Origin of the sequence: Pseudarthrobacter chlorophenolicus A6 (assembly GCF_000022025.1) — a bacterium.
In the GTDB taxonomy this organism is placed as follows: Bacteria; Actinomycetota; Actinomycetes; order Actinomycetales; family Micrococcaceae; genus Arthrobacter; species Arthrobacter chlorophenolicus.
The window spans coordinates 1,513,418-1,528,689 of record NC_011886.1 but is presented as its reverse complement, the minus strand read 5'-3'; the positions used below and the strand labels follow the sequence as shown (position 1 = coordinate 1,528,689).

Genomic DNA, 15,272 nt, shown 5'->3' with positions numbered 1-15,272 from the left:
AGCGCGGACTGACGCGCGCGCCGGGGCACTCAGCGATGCGGCGGACCGATATGCGGCTTTCGTGGGCGGACCGGCACTTCCGGCATAACCCCCGCGTTAAGCTGGAAGAACCCTTCGAGAGGCACAGCACCGTGAGCAACCTGTTTTTCTGGATCATCATCCTGTCATTCGTGATCCCGATGGCCATGCGCATGTACCGGAAGTCGGTGGCCAAGCGGAACCATGACCAGAGCTTCCAGGGCCGCTACCCGGACCAGTTCCCCGGCGCCGGCCAATACCCCGGCAATCAGTTCCCGGGCGGCCAGTTCCCCGGTTCGGCCGGTCCACAGAGCAAGCAACCGCGAGACGGGTACACCCAGCAGGATTACTTTTCCGGTGGCTACCGGCAGATCGGGCAGCAGGCACCCCCGTCCCGCAGCCCGGACTGTACCAGTACGGCCAGCCGCCGGTCCCCGGCCAGGGCGGGCAGCCGTTCGGGCAGGCCCCGTATGGGGAGCAGCAGTCGAACCAGCCTCCCTACGCCCCGCCCGGCCATCAGCAGCCCGGGTACGCCGCACCTGAACAGCCGGCCGCACCCGCCACTCCCCTGCCGCCGTCGGCCCCGCAGGGCTTCCGGGCGCGGAAGCTGGCGGAACTGGATGAGAAGTACAGCAACGGCGAATTGTCCATGGAGGACTACATGGCCCGCCGCAGCGAAATCATGAACGGCTAGCCTGGGCCGCAGAATCCCACCAGCGGTTCCCCGGCCATCACCGGAATCATTAATCCGAGGCTTGTCCGCGCTAGCCGGCCCTTGAGGGTTCGGTTCCGCGGACAGGCCTCTGATTCATGTGCAGGCCTTGCTGCTAGGCCAGGAAATCCGACCGGAGCTGCGCTCCCAGCTGGCCGATTTCGGTAAGGAACCCGTCGTGGCCGATGGGCGCCTGGATGAGGTGGACACCAACGTCGCCGGGCAGCGCCTGGGCCAGCTCGTGCGACTGGGACGGGAAGTAGAGCCGGTCCGATTCCACGGCTGCCACAAAGAACCGGGCGCTGGTCCGGGCGAGGGTGTCAGCCAGGCTTCCCCGGCCACGGCAGACATCGTGGCTCATGAGTGTCTCGGTGAGGGCGATGTAGCTGTTCGCGTCGAAGCGCCGGACGAGCTTGCTGCCCTGGTGGTCCAGGTAGCTCTCCACCTGGTAGCGGCCCCGGCCGGCAAGGACCCCGCCCTGTAGCGGCGACTCCGAAGCCTGGGCTTCACGGCCGAAGCGGTGCTCCAGCTCCGCCGCGGACCGGTACGTGATGTGGGCAATGCGGCGGGCGAGCGCCAGGCCGGCCTCGGGGATGGGGCCGCCGTAGTAGTCGCCGTCGTTGAAGTTCGGGTCCTGGCGGATGGCCAGGGTCTGGGCCTGGGCAAACGCGATCTGTTCGGCCGTGCTGGCTGCTCCCACGGCGATGACGGCGCAGCGCTGCACCCGTTCGGGGAACGTGACGGCCCATTCCAGCGCCCGGGCGCCGCCCATGGAGCCGCCCAGCACCGCGTACCAGCTGCTGATGCCCAACTGGTCCGCCAGGCGGGCTTCAGCCTCCGTGCTGTCCCGGAGCGTCACCAGGGGAAACGTGGAGCCCCAGGGCTTTCCGTCGGGGCCCGGCGAGGACGGCCCCGTGGAGCCGTAACAGCCGCCCACAATGTTGATGGAGACCACGAAGAAGCGGTCCGTGTCGACGGGGGCGCCGGGACCGGCCAGGTGCTCCCACCAGCCCTCCTCATCGGTGTCCCCGCGGGTCACGTGCGTGCTGCCGGTCAGGGCGTGTTCCACCAGGATGGCGTTGCTGCCATCGGCGTTCAGCGTCCCCCACGTTTCGTACGCCAGGGTAACGTCCGGCAGGAATCCGCCGCCTTCGAGCTGCAGGCCCCCGATGGAGGCATAGCGGACAATTCCGTGTTCGGGTGCGGTTGTACGGGCGACGGTAACCGTCATGGCAAGACCTCTTCTACGCGCTTGCCCGCCGTCGTTTACCGGCAGGCCAGGTCTTCACCCGGGGCACCCCGCCGCGGAAGGAGGGTTGCCGGCCAGCAAGCCGGGGCTGTCACTGGCACTCATGACCTGGTTCGAGTGTACGAAATACCCCCCGCTGATGGCCAAGCATGTGACTGGTTATGACTTGCCGGCTCCGTTATCCCCAAGCAGCACCCGGCCGCAAGGAGGCCGGCCGCCTGGCCGGCCTCCCGCCGTCGTACGTCTTCGGCCTAGTTGAGCGCGCCCTTGGCGGCGCGGAAACCCGCTTCGAGGTCCGCCAGGATGTCATCGATGTGCTCGATGCCCACGGACAGCCGCACCAGGCCGGGCGTCACGCCCGCCACCGCCTGCTGTTCAGGAGTCAGCTGGCTGTGGGTGGTCGAGGCGGGGTGGATCACCAGGGAACGGACGTCGCCGATGTTGGCAACGTGGGAGTGCAGCTCCAGGGCGTCGACGAACCGCTGCCCCGCTTCTGCTCCCCCGGCGAGGTTGAACGCGACGACGGCGCCGGTTCCCTTTGGTCCGTACTTGCGGCCGCGCTCGTACCAGGGGCTGGACGGCAGGCCCGCGTAGGCGACGGACTCGACGTCGTCCCGTCCTTCCAGCCAGCGGGCCACCTCGGTGGCGTTGGCGACGTGGCGTTCCACCCGCAGGCTCAGCGTTTCCAGGCCCTGGGCGATCAGGAAGGCGTTGAACGGCGAGACCGCCGAGCCGAGGTCCCGCAGGAGCTGGACGCGCGCCTTGAGGATGTAAGAGAGGTTTGCGCCGAGGACCCCGTTCTCCCCGAGGTCCCTGCCGTAGACCAGGCCGTTGTAGGTGGGGTCCGGGGTGTTGAAGCCCGGGAACCGTTCCGGGTCCTTGCTGAAGTCGAACTTGCCCGAGTCGACAATGACGCCGGCGATCGCCGCTCCGTGCCCGCCGAGGTACTTGGTGGCCGAGTGGACCACGATGTCGGCGCCCCATTCGAGAGGCCGGATCAGGTACGGCGTGGAGAGGGTGTTGTCCACGATGAGGGGCACGCCGGCCTGGTGCGCCACCCCCGAGATGCCTTCGATGTCCAGGACGTCCTGGCGCGGGTTGGAGACCACCTCACCGAAGAACAGCTTGGTGTTGGGCTGCACGGCATCCCGCCACTGCTCCAGGTTGTCCGGGTCCGCCACGAACGTCACGGTGATGCCGAATTTCTTCAGCGTGTGGGCGAACAGGTTGTAGGTTCCGCCGTACAGGCTGGGGCTGGCCACAATGTGGTCGCCCGCCTCCGCAATGTTCAGGATGGCGAAGGTCTCCGCAGCCTGGCCGGAGCTGAGCAGCAAGGCGCCGAGTCCACCTTCGAGGCTGGCGATGCGCTGCTCCACGGCCTCCTGGGTGGGGTTGCCGATGCGGGTATAGATGGGGGCCAGTTCCGCCAGGGCGAACCTGTTGGCCGCGCTTTCTGCGCTGGGGAAGACAAACGAGGTGGTCTGGTAGATGGGAAGGGCCCGGGCGCCGGTGGCGCCGTCGGGCTCCTGGCCGGCGTGGATCTGCCGGGTTTCGAAGGACCAACCGTTGGACATTCAAGGCTCCTTTGACATGGGCCCGGCATGCTGTGAGCACCACGGGCCGCGCTTGCCGCCCGGCCGTTGCCGGACAACCAGGTCCTCACCCGGGGCACCCCACCGCGGATGGAGGGTTGCCGGCCAGCGAGCCGGGGCTTGGCGCTGGCACTCATGACCTGCGCCAAGTGTAGGAACACGTTGGCGGCGGCGGACAGGATTGTGACGAACATGGTCACCGCGGCTGCCGGACGGGCGGAAAACTGATCCCCAGAGAAATGGAAATTTCGAGTAAGGCAAGCCTAAGCTGAGAGCCCGATCACAAAGTGCCAAGATGTTGGCATGCGCATGGATCACGTCTCTTACGCCTGTGAACACGATGGCCTCGCGGCCACTACCGAACGAATTGCATCTGCCCTCGGCGTTGAGGCAGTGAAAGGCGGGGTACATCCCCGGTTCGGAACCCGGAATATGATCATCCCGCTTGCGGGCCACAAGTACCTCGAAGTGGTGGAGGTCCTGGACCACCCCGCCTCGGACAAGGCTCCCTTCGGACAGGCCGTACGGGCCCGCTCCGCGGCGGGCGGCGGCTGGATGGGCTGGTGCGTCGAAGTGGACGACCTCGCCCCGTTCGAAGAGCGCCTGGGCCGCTCCGCCGTCAACGGCAACCGCAAGTTCCCGGACGGCCGGGAACTGGTGTGGAAGCAGATCGGCATCCTGGGCCTCATCGCCGACCCCCAGGTTCCCTACATGCTCAAGTGGGAAGGCGACCCCTCGCTGCACCCCTCCAACGCCTATGACAGCAGCCTCAAGATGAGCTGCCTGACCATCGCCGGTTCCGCTTCGCGGGTCACCGAGTGGCTGGGCGAGCCCGTGGAGAAGCCGCTGGAGGACGTGGCTGTCGAGTGGGTTGCACCGCACGGCACCCCCGGCATCCTGTCCGTCACTTTCGAAACCGCCAACGGAGCCGTCACCCTCTGACCCTCCATCTGTGGTCCGGTTCACGCCGGACCACGGTCGCGGGCGCCTGCCCGCACCAGCTTCGGCCGCCATGGGGTGGTGACAACGGCGTCACCACCCCATGGCGGCCGAATCCATTCCTGTCCGGCTTACCCCAGGCCGACGGCCTTGCCGAAGAGGCTGAAGCCGACGAACGCCACGATGTCCAGCAGCGCGTGTGCGATGACCAGCGGCATGACGCGTTTGGTCCGGGTGTAGATCCAGGCGAAGACAATGCCCATCACCACGTTCCCGATGAAGGGGCCGAAGCCCTGGTACAGGTGGTAGCTGCCGCGGAGCACTGAACTGACGGCAATCGACAGCGGCACGCTCCACCCGAACTTGCCGAAGCGGTCCAGAAGGTAGCCCACCACGATGACCTCCTCCACGATGCCGTGCCGGACGGCGGAGAGGATCAGGACCGGCACCGTCCACCAGTAGGCGTCCAGGGCGCTGGGGATGATGGCGGTGGTGATCCCCAGGGCACGTCCGGCGGCGTAGAGGCCCAGCGACGGGATGCCGATGAGTGCTGCAAGCCCCACCCCCTGCAGCAGGTCCTTGCCCGGGCGGGCGAAATTGAAGCCCAGCTTCGTGAAGGCTGATCCGGACTGCGCACCAAGGCCCCCGGAGGCCGCCTGCCGTGGGCCCGAGAGGAAGTACAGCACCAGCAGGACCGGGACGAGGGCAAAGATGATGTCCAGGAGCTGATAGGTCAGATCGAAGTATTCGCGGGTGCTCTGGGACCGGTTGAGCGTCGAGGTTCCCTCGGCCAGCGGGGCGCGGGTCATCTTGTCCAGGAGCTGCACTACCGAATACACGGCGGACTGGCCCAGGGACAGGCCCAGGACAATCCAGACTTCGAACGCCAGGCGGCGGCGGGATGGAACCAGCATGTACCCATCTTGCCCGCAGTTTCTGGGCCGGGGCTGATGGCCCCGCCGTGTCAGGCCACGGGGGCGACGATGACCTCGGTGCCGTTGGCTTCGAAGGCGGCCTTGTCCCGCGGCGAGATGCCGGCGTCGGTGATCAGGCGGGTGAAGTCATAACCGTCCATGGTGGCGAAGGCCCGCACCCCCACCTTGGAGGAATCGGCAATGACATAGGACACCCGGGCCCGGCTGGCCAGCAGTGCATTCACCGAGGCCTCGCCCTCCCCCGTGTTGGTGGGGCCCACCTCGGGGTCGATGCCGTTCACGCCAATGAAGGCGATGTCCAGGACCACCTTCTGCATGATGATGTCCGTGTAGGGGCCCACCAGCTCGTAGGATCGCGGATTGAGGATGCCGCCGGTGACCATCACCTTGATGTTGGGCCGCACCGCCAGTTGCCCGGCGATGTTGATGGCGTTGGTGACAACGGTCAGCGTTGACTGGTTGGACGGGGCATTCAGGTCCTCGCGGGTAGCCAGGATCTGGGCCAGCGCGGTGCTGGTGGTGCCGCCACAGAGTCCTATGACAGCTCCGGGCCGGATCAGGGCGGACGCCGCCCGGGCAATCTGCTCCTTCGCCTCGGCGTGGTCGTCCCGGTTGTAGCGGCCGGGAAGGTCGTAGGCGAGGGCACCGGTGGTGGCACCGCCGCGGGTACGGGTCAGCAGCCGGCGCTTGGCAAGGCTGTCCAGGTCCCGGCGTGCGGTGGCGGGGGAAACCCCCAGGGTGTTCACGATCTCGTCCACTTCCACCTGGCCGGTCCTGGCAAGCAAGTCGAGGATGGCGGTCAGGCGGTCAGTGCGGGTCATGCGGGCCTCTCAGTACAACAGCCACCGCTCCGGATGACGTTTCATGATCATAACAGACCTGAAACAATCATCTACCGTCAAGAAGTGCGGGGGCGTGCCCTGCTTCCTACCGTGCGCGGACACCCGCCCGCCACACAGCGTACGTCAACGGCATGCCCGGGCGGTACGCGAGATGCGTGGCCGAGGGGGCGTTCAGCAGGTGCAGGTCGGCCCGGTGTCCGACGGCGATGGAACCCACGGCACGTTGGCCGTCGGCATCGGTGCCGCGATCCTTGTGCAGCGCCAGCGCGCCGCCATAAGTGGCCGCACGGACGGCCTCGTGCACGCTGAGCTTCATCTGCAGCACCGCGGTGGCCACGCAGTAGGCCATGGAACTGGTGTAGGAAGTACCCGGATTGCAGTTGGAGGCAAGGGCCACCTGGACGCCGGCGTCCAGGAGGGCGCGGGCGGGGGCCAGCGGCTGGCGGGTGGACAGGTCGCACGCCGGCAGGCAGGTAGCCATCGTGCCGCGCACCCCCGTCCCGGACGCCGGGTCCCAGCCGGACCAGGTTCCTGCAAGGGCCTCGACGTCGGCGCCCGCGAGGTAATTGACGTGGTCCACGCTGGCGGCCCCCACTTCCACTGCCAGGCGGACGCCCGGCCCCTCGCCCAACTGGTTGCCGTGCACCCTCAGCCCCAGCCCGGCATCCCTGCAGGCCTGCAGGACGCGGCGGGACTGGTCCTCGGTAAAGGCGCCCTTCTCGCAAAAGACGTCCGCCCACTGCACATACGGCCGGACAGCCGAGAGCATCGGCCCGCACACCAGGTCGGTGTACGCGTCAGCGTCCTGGCCGGCGGGAACCAGGTGGGCGCCAAGGTAGGTGGCCTGGTCCGCCGCAGTGGAGGCAATCCGGGCGCTGCGTGCCTCCTGCTCCACGTCGAGGCCGTATCCGGTCTTGGTCTCCATGTACGTGGTGCCCTGCGAGACGGCCTCGGCCACCCTGCCCATCGCCAACCGCGTGAGATCGAAATCGGAGGTAGCCCGGGTAGCGTCCACGGTCACCGCAATCCCGCCGGCCGAGTACGATTCCCCGGCCATCCGTGCTTCGAACTCCGCTGTCCGGTCCCCGGCGAACAACAGGTGCGTGTGGGAATCCACCCAGCCGGGCAGCAGGGCGCGCCGTCCGGCGTCGACCGCGTCGTCCGCGGCGGGAGCACTGGCCGCCGGCCCGATCCAGGCGATGCGTTCGCCGTCGATCACCACCGCGGCATCCGTCAGGACCCGGTGTTCCAGGTCCTGGGTCATCAGCTCGGCGATGTTGGTGATTAGGAGGCTCATGCTCTTATTCTTCAGCGCCTGATGGACCAGCGCGTGGCCGCGAGCGCCTGCTCTGTCCGGGATTCCGGACGTGGGCCTGCCTGGCCGGCCGGCGAGCTGCCCAGGATCTGTTCCGCGGCCAGTTCTGCAATGGCGGCCGAGGTCTGGAAGCCGTAGCCGCCCTGTCCCGCCAGCCAGTAGAAGCCGGGTGCTTCGGCGTCGAATCCTGCTACCGGGACGCCGTCGGCCGCCTCGGTACGGAGCCCGGTCCAGGCCTGGTGGACGCCGGTGATACCCAGGGTGGTCACCGCGTTCAGCTGCTCCACCAGCCGCTCCACGTCCCCCGGCCGGGGCCGGGCGTCCTCGGGACCGCTGGGTACGTGTTCAGACGGCGAGATGAGCACGCCGTTGCCTTCGCGCCGGAAGTAGAAGGAATTGTCCGCTGCCGCCACCATGGGGGTGCCCTCCGGAAGGGGGCGTTCGACGGCGGCAATCGCCGCGGTGCGCCGGTACGGCTGGAGTCCGAGCTTCTCCACGCCGCTGATCACGGCGAGCTCGTCGGCCCAGGCTCCCGCCGCGTTCACCAGCACCCCGGCTTCGAACCCCTCCGCGCCGGCCCCCACCTGCCAGCCGGAGCCGAGGTGCTGGGCGGAATGCACCCTGGCTCCGGTGATGATGTCCGCGCCGGCGTCCACGGCCCGCCGTCGGTGGTCCTCCAGCAGCAGCGGTGCGTTGCTGCCGAAGGATCCGTCATCGAGCCCGGCCGCGGCAAAGGATTCGGGGACCAGTGCCGGGCACAGCTTCAGCGCTTCGGCATGGGTGATGGGCCGCATGGAGCCGCTGGACTCAGCCTTCACCTGTTCCTCTGTACCGATGAGCATGAAGCTGCGCGGGGTCAGTACGGGCTCGGGAAGTTCGGCGTCGCGGGCTGCCATCAGCTCGAGGGTCCGGGCTGTCAGCTCCTGCACCACCGGCGGGCCGTAGCTGGGGATGAGCTGCCGGGCGGAGCGGGAGGACGTGTGGTACGCCAGTTCCTGCTCCGCCTCCACCAGGGCCACATTGCACTTTCCAGCCAGCGCCGAAGCGAGGGACAGGCCGGCGATGCCGCCTCCGACGATCAGGACATCGTAATGAGCTGCCATGCCATCATCCTTGCAGAGATATCGGCGCCCGGTAGCCGGTAGATGCAGGCGCCCTTAGCTGGCTGTTTCCGCGCGGCTGGCGACGAACGCGCGGACGCACGTTTCGACGTCGTCCGCTGAATGTGCGGCCGAGAGCTGGACCCTGATCCGCGCGGCGCCGCGCGGCACCACGGGGAAGCTGAACGCGGTGACGAAGACGCCGTGCTGGAGCATCCGGTCGGCCACCTTGGCGGCCAGGACGGCGTCGCCGAACATGACCGGGACAATGGCGTGCTCGCCCGGAAGGAGGTCGAATCCTTCCTCGGTCATCCGGCGGCGGAAGAGGGCAGCATTCTCGAAGAGCCTGCTCCGGAGGTCCGCCGAGTTTTCCACCAGGTCCAATGCCTTGATGGTGGCGGCGACGATCGCCGGGGCAAGGGAGTTGGAGAACAGGTAGGGGCGGGCCTTCTGCCGGAGCATGGCCACGATTTCCGACCGGCCGGAGACGTAGCCGCCGGACGCGCCGCCTAGGGCCTTGCCGAACGTGCCGGTGTAAATGTCCACCCGGTGGGAGACGCCGGCGTGCTCGGGCGTGCCGGCGCCGGTGCCGCCCATGAAGCCGACCGCGTGGGAGTCGTCCACCATGACCAGGGCGCCGTACTTTTCGGCGAGGTCGCAGATGGCTTCCAGCGGGGCGAGGAAGCCGTCCATGGAGAACACGCCATCAGTGGCGATGATGCGGCGGCGGGCGTCGGAGGCTTCCTGCAGCCGCGCCTCGAGTTCGGCCATGTCCTGGTTGGCGTAGCGGTACCGCTGTGCCTTGCAGAGGCGGATGCCGTCGATGATGGACGCGTGGTTCAGGGCGTCGGAGATGATGGCGTCGTCAGGTCCGAAGAGGGACTCGAACACCCCGCCGTTGGCATCGAAGCAGCTGGAGAACAGGATGGTGTCCTCGGTGCCCAGGAACCGCGAGACGCGGGATTCAAGCTCCAGGTGCAGGTCCTGGGTGCCGCAGATAAAGCGCACGCTGGCCATGCCGAAGCCGCGTTCATCCATGGCGTGCTTGGCGGCGCCGATGATGTCCGGGTGGTCCGCCAGGCCGAGGTAGTTGTTGGCGCAGAAATTCAGGACATCCGCGCCGGGGCCGCCGATCCTGCCTGCGGTGATGTGGCTGGACTGGGGCGAGCTGATGCTGCGCTCGTTCTTGAAAAGCCCTGCCGTGCGGATCTCTTCGAGTTCGTCGCGGAGCTGGTCCTTGAGGGAGGTGTACATGGGGTTCCTTAGAGTCGGGTCCAGTCGAGGACAACTTTGCCGCCGCTGCCGCTGCGGGCGATCTCGAAGCCCTTCTCCCAGTCTGTGGCAGGGAGGGTGTCCGTGACCACGGCGGAGATGCCGGCGTGCAGGGCGGGGTTGGAGGACAGCATGGCGCTCATGGCATACCAGGTTTCGTACATCTCCCGGCCGTAGATGCCCTTGAGCGTCAGCATGTGGGTGACCACCTTGCCCCAGTCGATGGTGATGTCCTGGCTGGGCAGGCCCAGCATGGCGATCCGGCCGCCGTGGTTCATGTTGTCGATCATTTCTGGGAGGGCGGAAGGGTGACCGGACATTTCCATGCCGATGTCGAACCCTTCGCGCATTCCCAGTTCGCGCTGGGCATCCCGGACGCGGGTGGCGGAAACGTCGATGGTGAGGTCCGCACCCAGCTTGGCAGCCAGTTCAAGGCGCGGCTTGGAGACATCGGTGATGGCGATCTTGCGGGCCCCGGCGTGGCGGGCGACGGCGATGGCCATGAGTCCGATGGGCCCGGCACCGGTAATGAGGACGTCCTCGCCCACCAGCGGGAAGCTGAGCGCGGTGTGCACGGCGTTGCCGAAGGGATCGAAGATCGCACCGAGTTCGGGGGTGACCGAAGGATCGTGGTGGACCCAGACGTTGGTCTCGGGAATGACGACGTACTCGGCAAAGGCTCCGTCACGCTGCACGCCGACGCTGACGGTGTGGATGCACATCTGGCGGCGGCCGGCGCGGCAGTTGCGGCAGATCCCGCAGACGATGTGGCCCTCGCCGGAGACCCTGTCCCCTACCCTGACGTCGCGGACGTCGGCGCCCACCTCCACCACTTCGCCATAGAACTCGTGCCCGGCGATGAGCGGGGCTTCGATCATGCCCTGTGCCCAGGCGTCCCAGGACTGGATGTGCAGATCGGTCCCGCAGATCCCCGTGGTCATCACCCGGATCTTCACATCGGCCGGACCGGCTTCGGGTTCCGGGCGGTCAACCAGTTCGAAGCCGGCCTGCGGACCCGCCTTGTAAAGAGCCTTCATCGGCTTCCTCGCTTCTTCGTCACGTGCTCGGCAGGATCCTGCCTTCCCCATTACAGCCCCGGCAACGCTTTAGCACAATGGGAATCTTCTCAATCGACGATGTAGCAATTACTAATGCGTAAACTGGTCCGATGGAGATCCACCAGCTCGAAATCCTCCGCGAACTCGGAGCCCTCGGCAGCGTCAAGGCGGTGGCCGATACCCTCATGGTCACCCCGTCCGCCGTCTCCCAGCAATTGGCACTCCTGCAGCGTTCGGTGGACGTGCCGCTCACGCGCAAGGAGGGGCGGAACCTGGTGCTGACGGACGCGGGCCAGGTGCTCGCGGACGCCGGGGCCGCCGTCGTCAGCGCCATGGCGGACGCCCGGGCGGCGATCGGCAGCTACCACGGCTCAAGCGGGGGGCGCGTCACCGTCAGCGGCTTCCACAGTGCCGGCCAGGCCGTGTTCGCCACCCTGGCACGGATCCTGGAGGGCCCGGGGCAGCCCCAGCTCGAGCTGTCCGACGAAGACGTGGCGCAGCAGGATTTTCCCGCGCTGACCGCCCGGTATGACCTGGTGCTGGCCCATCGGATGGACCACAGCCCGGGCTGGCCAACGGAACGGGTAACGGTGGTGCCGCTGCTGCACGAACCCCTTGACGTGGCCCTGCCCGCCGCGCATCCGCTTGCGGACAAGGCAGCGGTCACAGCGGACGACGTCGGAGGCGAGGCCTGGGTGACCAGCCACGCCGGGTACTCCCCCGCCGATGTCCTGTCCGCCGTCGCGGCCGTGTCCAGCCGGGAACCGACCATCGTGCACCGCATCAACGACTACTCCACCGTCGCGGCGCTGGTTGCCACCGGCGGCGTGATCGGACTGCTTCCCCGGTACACCGCCGGTCCCGTCCTGCACCCGGACATCGTGCTGCGCCCGCTGAAGGGAATCAGCACCCGGCGGCGGATCGACCTGCTGGCGCGCCCGGAAAACCTGAAGCGGCGGTCGGTGATGACGGTCTGCGAGGCGCTGCAGGACATCATGGCGGGGCTGGTGAAGCAGGGCTGACAGGCGCCGGGGTGACGGTGGGTATGGGCATTCTCCGGCGGTCCCCGAGAAGGTCCTTAAAGCCCAACTGGGTAGCAGTAGATGTCGTTATGGGGCTCAAAACGACATTAACTGCTACCCAGTTGGGTGGGGGTGTCAGGCGGTGACGCCCAGCTTCTCAAGGATGAGCTCGCGGACACGGCCGGCGTCGGCCTGCCCACGGGTGGCCTTCATGACGCCGCCAACGATCGCACCGATGGCCTGCACCTTGCCGCCGCGGATCTTGTCCGCGACGTCCGGCTGCGCCGCGAGGGCGGCATCGATGGCTTCCAGGAGGGGGCCGTCGTCGGACACGACCGCAAGGCCGCGCTTTTCGACGATCTCCTCCGGGGTGCCTTCGCCGGCGAGGACGCCGTCCAGCACCTGGGAGGCCATCTTGTTGTTGATCTTGCCGTCTTCCACCATCTTCGCGAGTTCCACGATGGTGGCGGGCTGGACGCCCAAATGGCCGGGATCGACGTCGGCGGCCTTGGCGCGGCCCACGATCTCGCCCATCCACCACTTGCGGGCCACAGAGGCGCTGGCACCGGCGGAAATGGTTTCCTCGATCTCGTCCAGGACTCCGGCGTTGACCACGTCGCGGAATTCGAGGTCAGAGTAGCCCCAGTCAGCCTTCAGGCGCTTGCGGCGCTCGGCCGGCGGCTCGGGCAGGGTGGCACGGAGTTCCTCCACCCATTCGCGGGAGGCCACCATGGGAACCAGGTCCGGCTCCGGGAAGTAGCGGTAGTCGTCGGCATCCGACTTGGCACGGCCGGAGGTAGTGGTGCGCGTGTCCTCGTGCCAGTGGCGGGTTTCCTGGATGACCGGTTCACCCGCGTCCAGGACGGCAGCGTGGCGCTGGATCTCGTAGCGGACGGCGTGTTCGACGGCGCGCAGCGAGTTCACGTTCTTGGTCTCGGACCGGATGCCGAAGCGTTCGCGGCCGTGCGGGCGGAGCGAGACGTTGGCGTCGCAGCGGACGTTGCCGCGTTCCATCCTGGCGTCGGACACCCCGAGGTTCTTGACGATCTCGCGGACGGCCGCCACATAGGCCTTGGCCAGTTCCGGCGCACGGGACCCGGCGCCCTCGATCGGCTTGGTGACGATTTCCACCAGCGGGACGCCGGCGCGGTTGTAGTCCACCAGGGAGAAGTCGGCGCCCTGGATCCTGCCGGTGGCGCCGCCCATGTGGGTCAGCTTTCCGGCGTCCTCTTCCATGTGGGCACGCTCGATCTCGACCCGGAACACGGTGCCGTCCTCAAGTTCGATGTCCAGGTAGCCGTCGTAGGCAATGGGCTCGTCATACTGCGACGTCTGGAAGTTCTTGGGGGTGTCCGGGTAGAAGTACTGCTTCCGGGCGAAGCGGCAGGTCTCGGCGATCTTGCAGTTCAGCGCCAGGCCGATCTTGATCGACGATTCGATGGCCGTCTTGTTGACCACCGGCAGGACGCCGGGCATGCCGAGGTCCACTTCGTTGACGTTGGTGTTGGGTTCGTCGCCGAAGACGTTGGGCGCGGAGGAGAACATCTTGGTCTTGGTGTTGAGCTCCACGTGGACCTCAAACCCCAAGACGGGATCGTACTTCTCCATGGCCTCTTCGAAGCTCAGGATGGTGTCGGTGCTCATTATTTTGCCTCCTGGGCTTCAAGGGCCGGCGCAGCGGCGAGGTGGGGGGCCTGGGCCAAGAGCGGGCCGCCCCACTTGGCTTCAAGCAGCGATTCCAGCACAGCACCAACCCGGTAGAGACGGGCGTCTTCGCGGGCCGGGGCCAGCAGCTGGATGCCGACGGGCAGTCCGTCCTCGTCCGCGAGGCCGCCCGGCAGGGACAGTCCGGGAACGCCGGCGAGGTTGGCCGGGATGGTGGCGACGTCGTTGAGGTACATGGCCAGCGGATCGTCCAGCTTTTCCCCGAGCCGGAAGGCTGTGGTGGGTGCCGTGGGCGAAATGAGGACATCGGCCTTGGCGAACGCGGCGTCGAAGTCGCGCTGCACGAGGGTGCGGACCTTCTGCGCGGAGCCGTAGTACGCGTCGTAGTAGCCCGCGGACAGGGCGTACGTGCCCAGGATGATGCGGCGCTTGACCTCGTCGCCGAAGCCGGCGGCGCGGGTGGCACCCATGACGCGTTCGATGGTCATGGGCCCCTCTTCGGGGAGCACGCGCAGGCCGTAGCGGACGCCGTCGAACTTGGCCAGGTTGGAGGAAGCCTCGGACGGCATGATCAGGTAGTAGGCGCCGAGCGCGTACTGGAAGTTGGGGCAGGAGACCTCGACGATTTCCGCGCCGGCTTCCTTGAGCAGCTCCAGGGATTCGTTGAAGCGGTTTTCGACGCCGGCCTGGTAGCCCTCGCCGTGCAGCTCCTTGATGATGCCGATCCGCAGGCCTTGGACGCTGCCGGTCTTGGCGGCGGCAACGAGGTCGGCCAGCGGCTCGGGCAGCGAGGTGGAGTCGCGGGGATCGTGGCCGCCGATGACCTGGTGCAGGAGCGCGGAGTCCAGCACGGTCCGGGTGACCGGCCCGATCTGGTCCAGCGAGGAGGCCATGGCGATGGCGCCGTAGCGGGAGACGCTGCCGTAGGTGGGCTTCACGCCCACGGTGCCGGTGACGGCGCCGGGCTGGCGGATGGACCCGCCGGTGTCGGTGCCCAGGGCCAGCGGGGCTTCGAATGCGGCGACGGCGGCCGCGGAACCGCCGCCGGAGCCGCCGGGGATCCGGTCCAGGTCCCAGGGGTTGCGGGTGGGGCCGTAGGCCGAGTGCTCGGTGGAGGAGCCCATGGCGAACTCGTCAAGGTTTGTCTTGCCGAGGATGGGCATCTTCGCGGCACGCAGCCGCTCCACGACGGTGGCGTCGTAGGGGCTGTGCCAGCCTTCGAGGATTTTCGAGCCGGCCGTGGTGGGCTGGCCAACGGTGACGATCAGGTCCTTGACGGCGATGGGGACGCCGGCCAGGTAGTGCAGGGCCTCGGCTTCGGCGCCGCCGGCGGCACGGATGGCGTCAACTTCGGCGGCGACGGCGAGCGCCTCCTCCGCGTTGACGTGCAGGAAGGCGTTGACGCCGCGTTCCCCGCCGTCCACTGCGGCGATCCGGTCCAGGTGGGCCTGGGTAGCCTCGACGGCGGTGACCTCGCCGGCGCGGAGCTTCTCGGCAAGGCCGGCTGCGGACAGGCGGATCAGGCCCTCGGCAGTGATGTTCTGTTCAGTCAT

The 15,272-nt window shown here is 67.8% G+C and carries 12 protein-coding genes and 2 riboswitches; of the genes, 2 read left to right on the top strand and 10 right to left on the bottom strand.

Annotated elements, in window-relative coordinates; all coding sequences use genetic code 11:
- Positions 1-845 precede the first annotated feature (845 nt).
- Both metX and ACHL_RS06840 read right to left on the bottom strand, forming a co-directional pair.
- Positions 846-1,961, bottom strand: a complete 1,116-nt coding sequence (gene metX, locus ACHL_RS06845; RefSeq protein WP_015936574.1) for a homoserine O-acetyltransferase MetX — start codon at positions 1,959-1,961, stop codon at positions 846-848.
- Between the two features lie 12 nt (positions 1,962-1,973).
- Positions 1,974-2,088, bottom strand: a riboswitch (SAM riboswitch).
- A 142-nt stretch (positions 2,089-2,230) separates the two neighbouring features.
- The gene (locus ACHL_RS06840; protein ID WP_015936573.1) at positions 2,231-3,553 is read right to left on the bottom strand and encodes a bifunctional o-acetylhomoserine/o-acetylserine sulfhydrylase; all 1,323 of its coding nucleotides are present in this window, start codon (positions 3,551-3,553) and stop codon (positions 2,231-2,233) included.
- 43 nt (positions 3,554-3,596) lie between these two features.
- A riboswitch (SAM riboswitch) is annotated at positions 3,597-3,712 on the bottom strand.
- 162 nt (positions 3,713-3,874) lie between these two features.
- Between ACHL_RS06840 and ACHL_RS06835 the strand changes: the two genes are divergently transcribed.
- The gene (locus tag ACHL_RS06835; RefSeq protein ID WP_015936572.1) at positions 3,875-4,513 is read left to right on the top strand and encodes a VOC family protein; all 639 of its coding nucleotides are present in this window, start codon (positions 3,875-3,877) and stop codon (positions 4,511-4,513) included.
- 128 nt (positions 4,514-4,641) lie between these two features.
- Here the strand turns inward: ACHL_RS06835 and ACHL_RS06830 are convergent, their stop codons facing one another.
- The 6 genes from ACHL_RS06830 to tdh all read right to left on the bottom strand — a co-directional run bounded on the left by ACHL_RS06830 (position 4,642) and on the right by tdh (position 11,011).
- Positions 4,642-5,424: a CPBP family intramembrane glutamic endopeptidase gene (locus tag ACHL_RS06830; RefSeq protein WP_015936571.1), complete on the bottom strand. Its 783-nt coding sequence runs from the start codon at positions 5,422-5,424 to the stop codon at positions 4,642-4,644.
- 50 nt (positions 5,425-5,474) lie between these two features.
- Positions 5,475-6,266, bottom strand: coding sequence for a DeoR/GlpR family DNA-binding transcription regulator (locus ACHL_RS06825; RefSeq protein ID WP_015936570.1), 792 nt, complete (start codon positions 6,264-6,266; stop codon positions 5,475-5,477).
- 106 nt (positions 6,267-6,372) lie between these two features.
- Positions 6,373-7,584, bottom strand: a complete 1,212-nt coding sequence (locus ACHL_RS06820) for an amidohydrolase family protein (protein ID WP_015936569.1) — start codon at positions 7,582-7,584, stop codon at positions 6,373-6,375.
- Positions 7,585-7,595: 11 nt separating this feature from the next.
- Positions 7,596-8,705, bottom strand: coding sequence for an NAD(P)/FAD-dependent oxidoreductase (locus ACHL_RS06815; protein ID WP_015936568.1), 1,110 nt, complete (start codon positions 8,703-8,705; stop codon positions 7,596-7,598).
- A 54-nt stretch (positions 8,706-8,759) separates the two neighbouring features.
- Positions 8,760-9,956 carry a glycine C-acetyltransferase gene (locus tag ACHL_RS06810; RefSeq protein ID WP_015936567.1) on the bottom strand — a complete coding sequence of 399 codons (1,197 nt, stop codon included), beginning with the start codon at positions 9,954-9,956 and terminating at the stop codon, positions 8,760-8,762.
- An 8-nt stretch (positions 9,957-9,964) separates the two neighbouring features.
- The gene (tdh, locus tag ACHL_RS06805; RefSeq protein WP_015936566.1) at positions 9,965-11,011 is read right to left on the bottom strand and encodes an L-threonine 3-dehydrogenase; all 1,047 of its coding nucleotides are present in this window, start codon (positions 11,009-11,011) and stop codon (positions 9,965-9,967) included.
- 131 nt (positions 11,012-11,142) lie between these two features.
- Here tdh and ACHL_RS06800 point away from each other — a divergent pair, with 131 nt between their 5' ends.
- Positions 11,143-12,054 carry a LysR family transcriptional regulator gene (locus tag ACHL_RS06800; RefSeq protein WP_015936565.1) on the top strand — a complete coding sequence of 304 codons (912 nt, stop codon included), beginning with the start codon at positions 11,143-11,145 and terminating at the stop codon, positions 12,052-12,054.
- Positions 12,055-12,189: 135 nt separating this feature from the next.
- On the opposite strand, the gene gatB is transcribed toward ACHL_RS06800, so the two are convergent.
- Complete coding sequence (gene gatB, locus ACHL_RS06795; protein WP_015936564.1) at positions 12,190-13,698, bottom strand: Asp-tRNA(Asn)/Glu-tRNA(Gln) amidotransferase subunit GatB; 1,509 nt, start codon at positions 13,696-13,698, stop codon at positions 12,190-12,192.
- A complete protein-coding gene (gene gatA / locus ACHL_RS06790; protein ID WP_015936563.1) occupies positions 13,698-15,272 on the bottom strand; it encodes an Asp-tRNA(Asn)/Glu-tRNA(Gln) amidotransferase subunit GatA in 1,575 nt (524 codons plus the stop codon). Before gatA ends, gatB begins: the two co-directional genes overlap by 1 nt.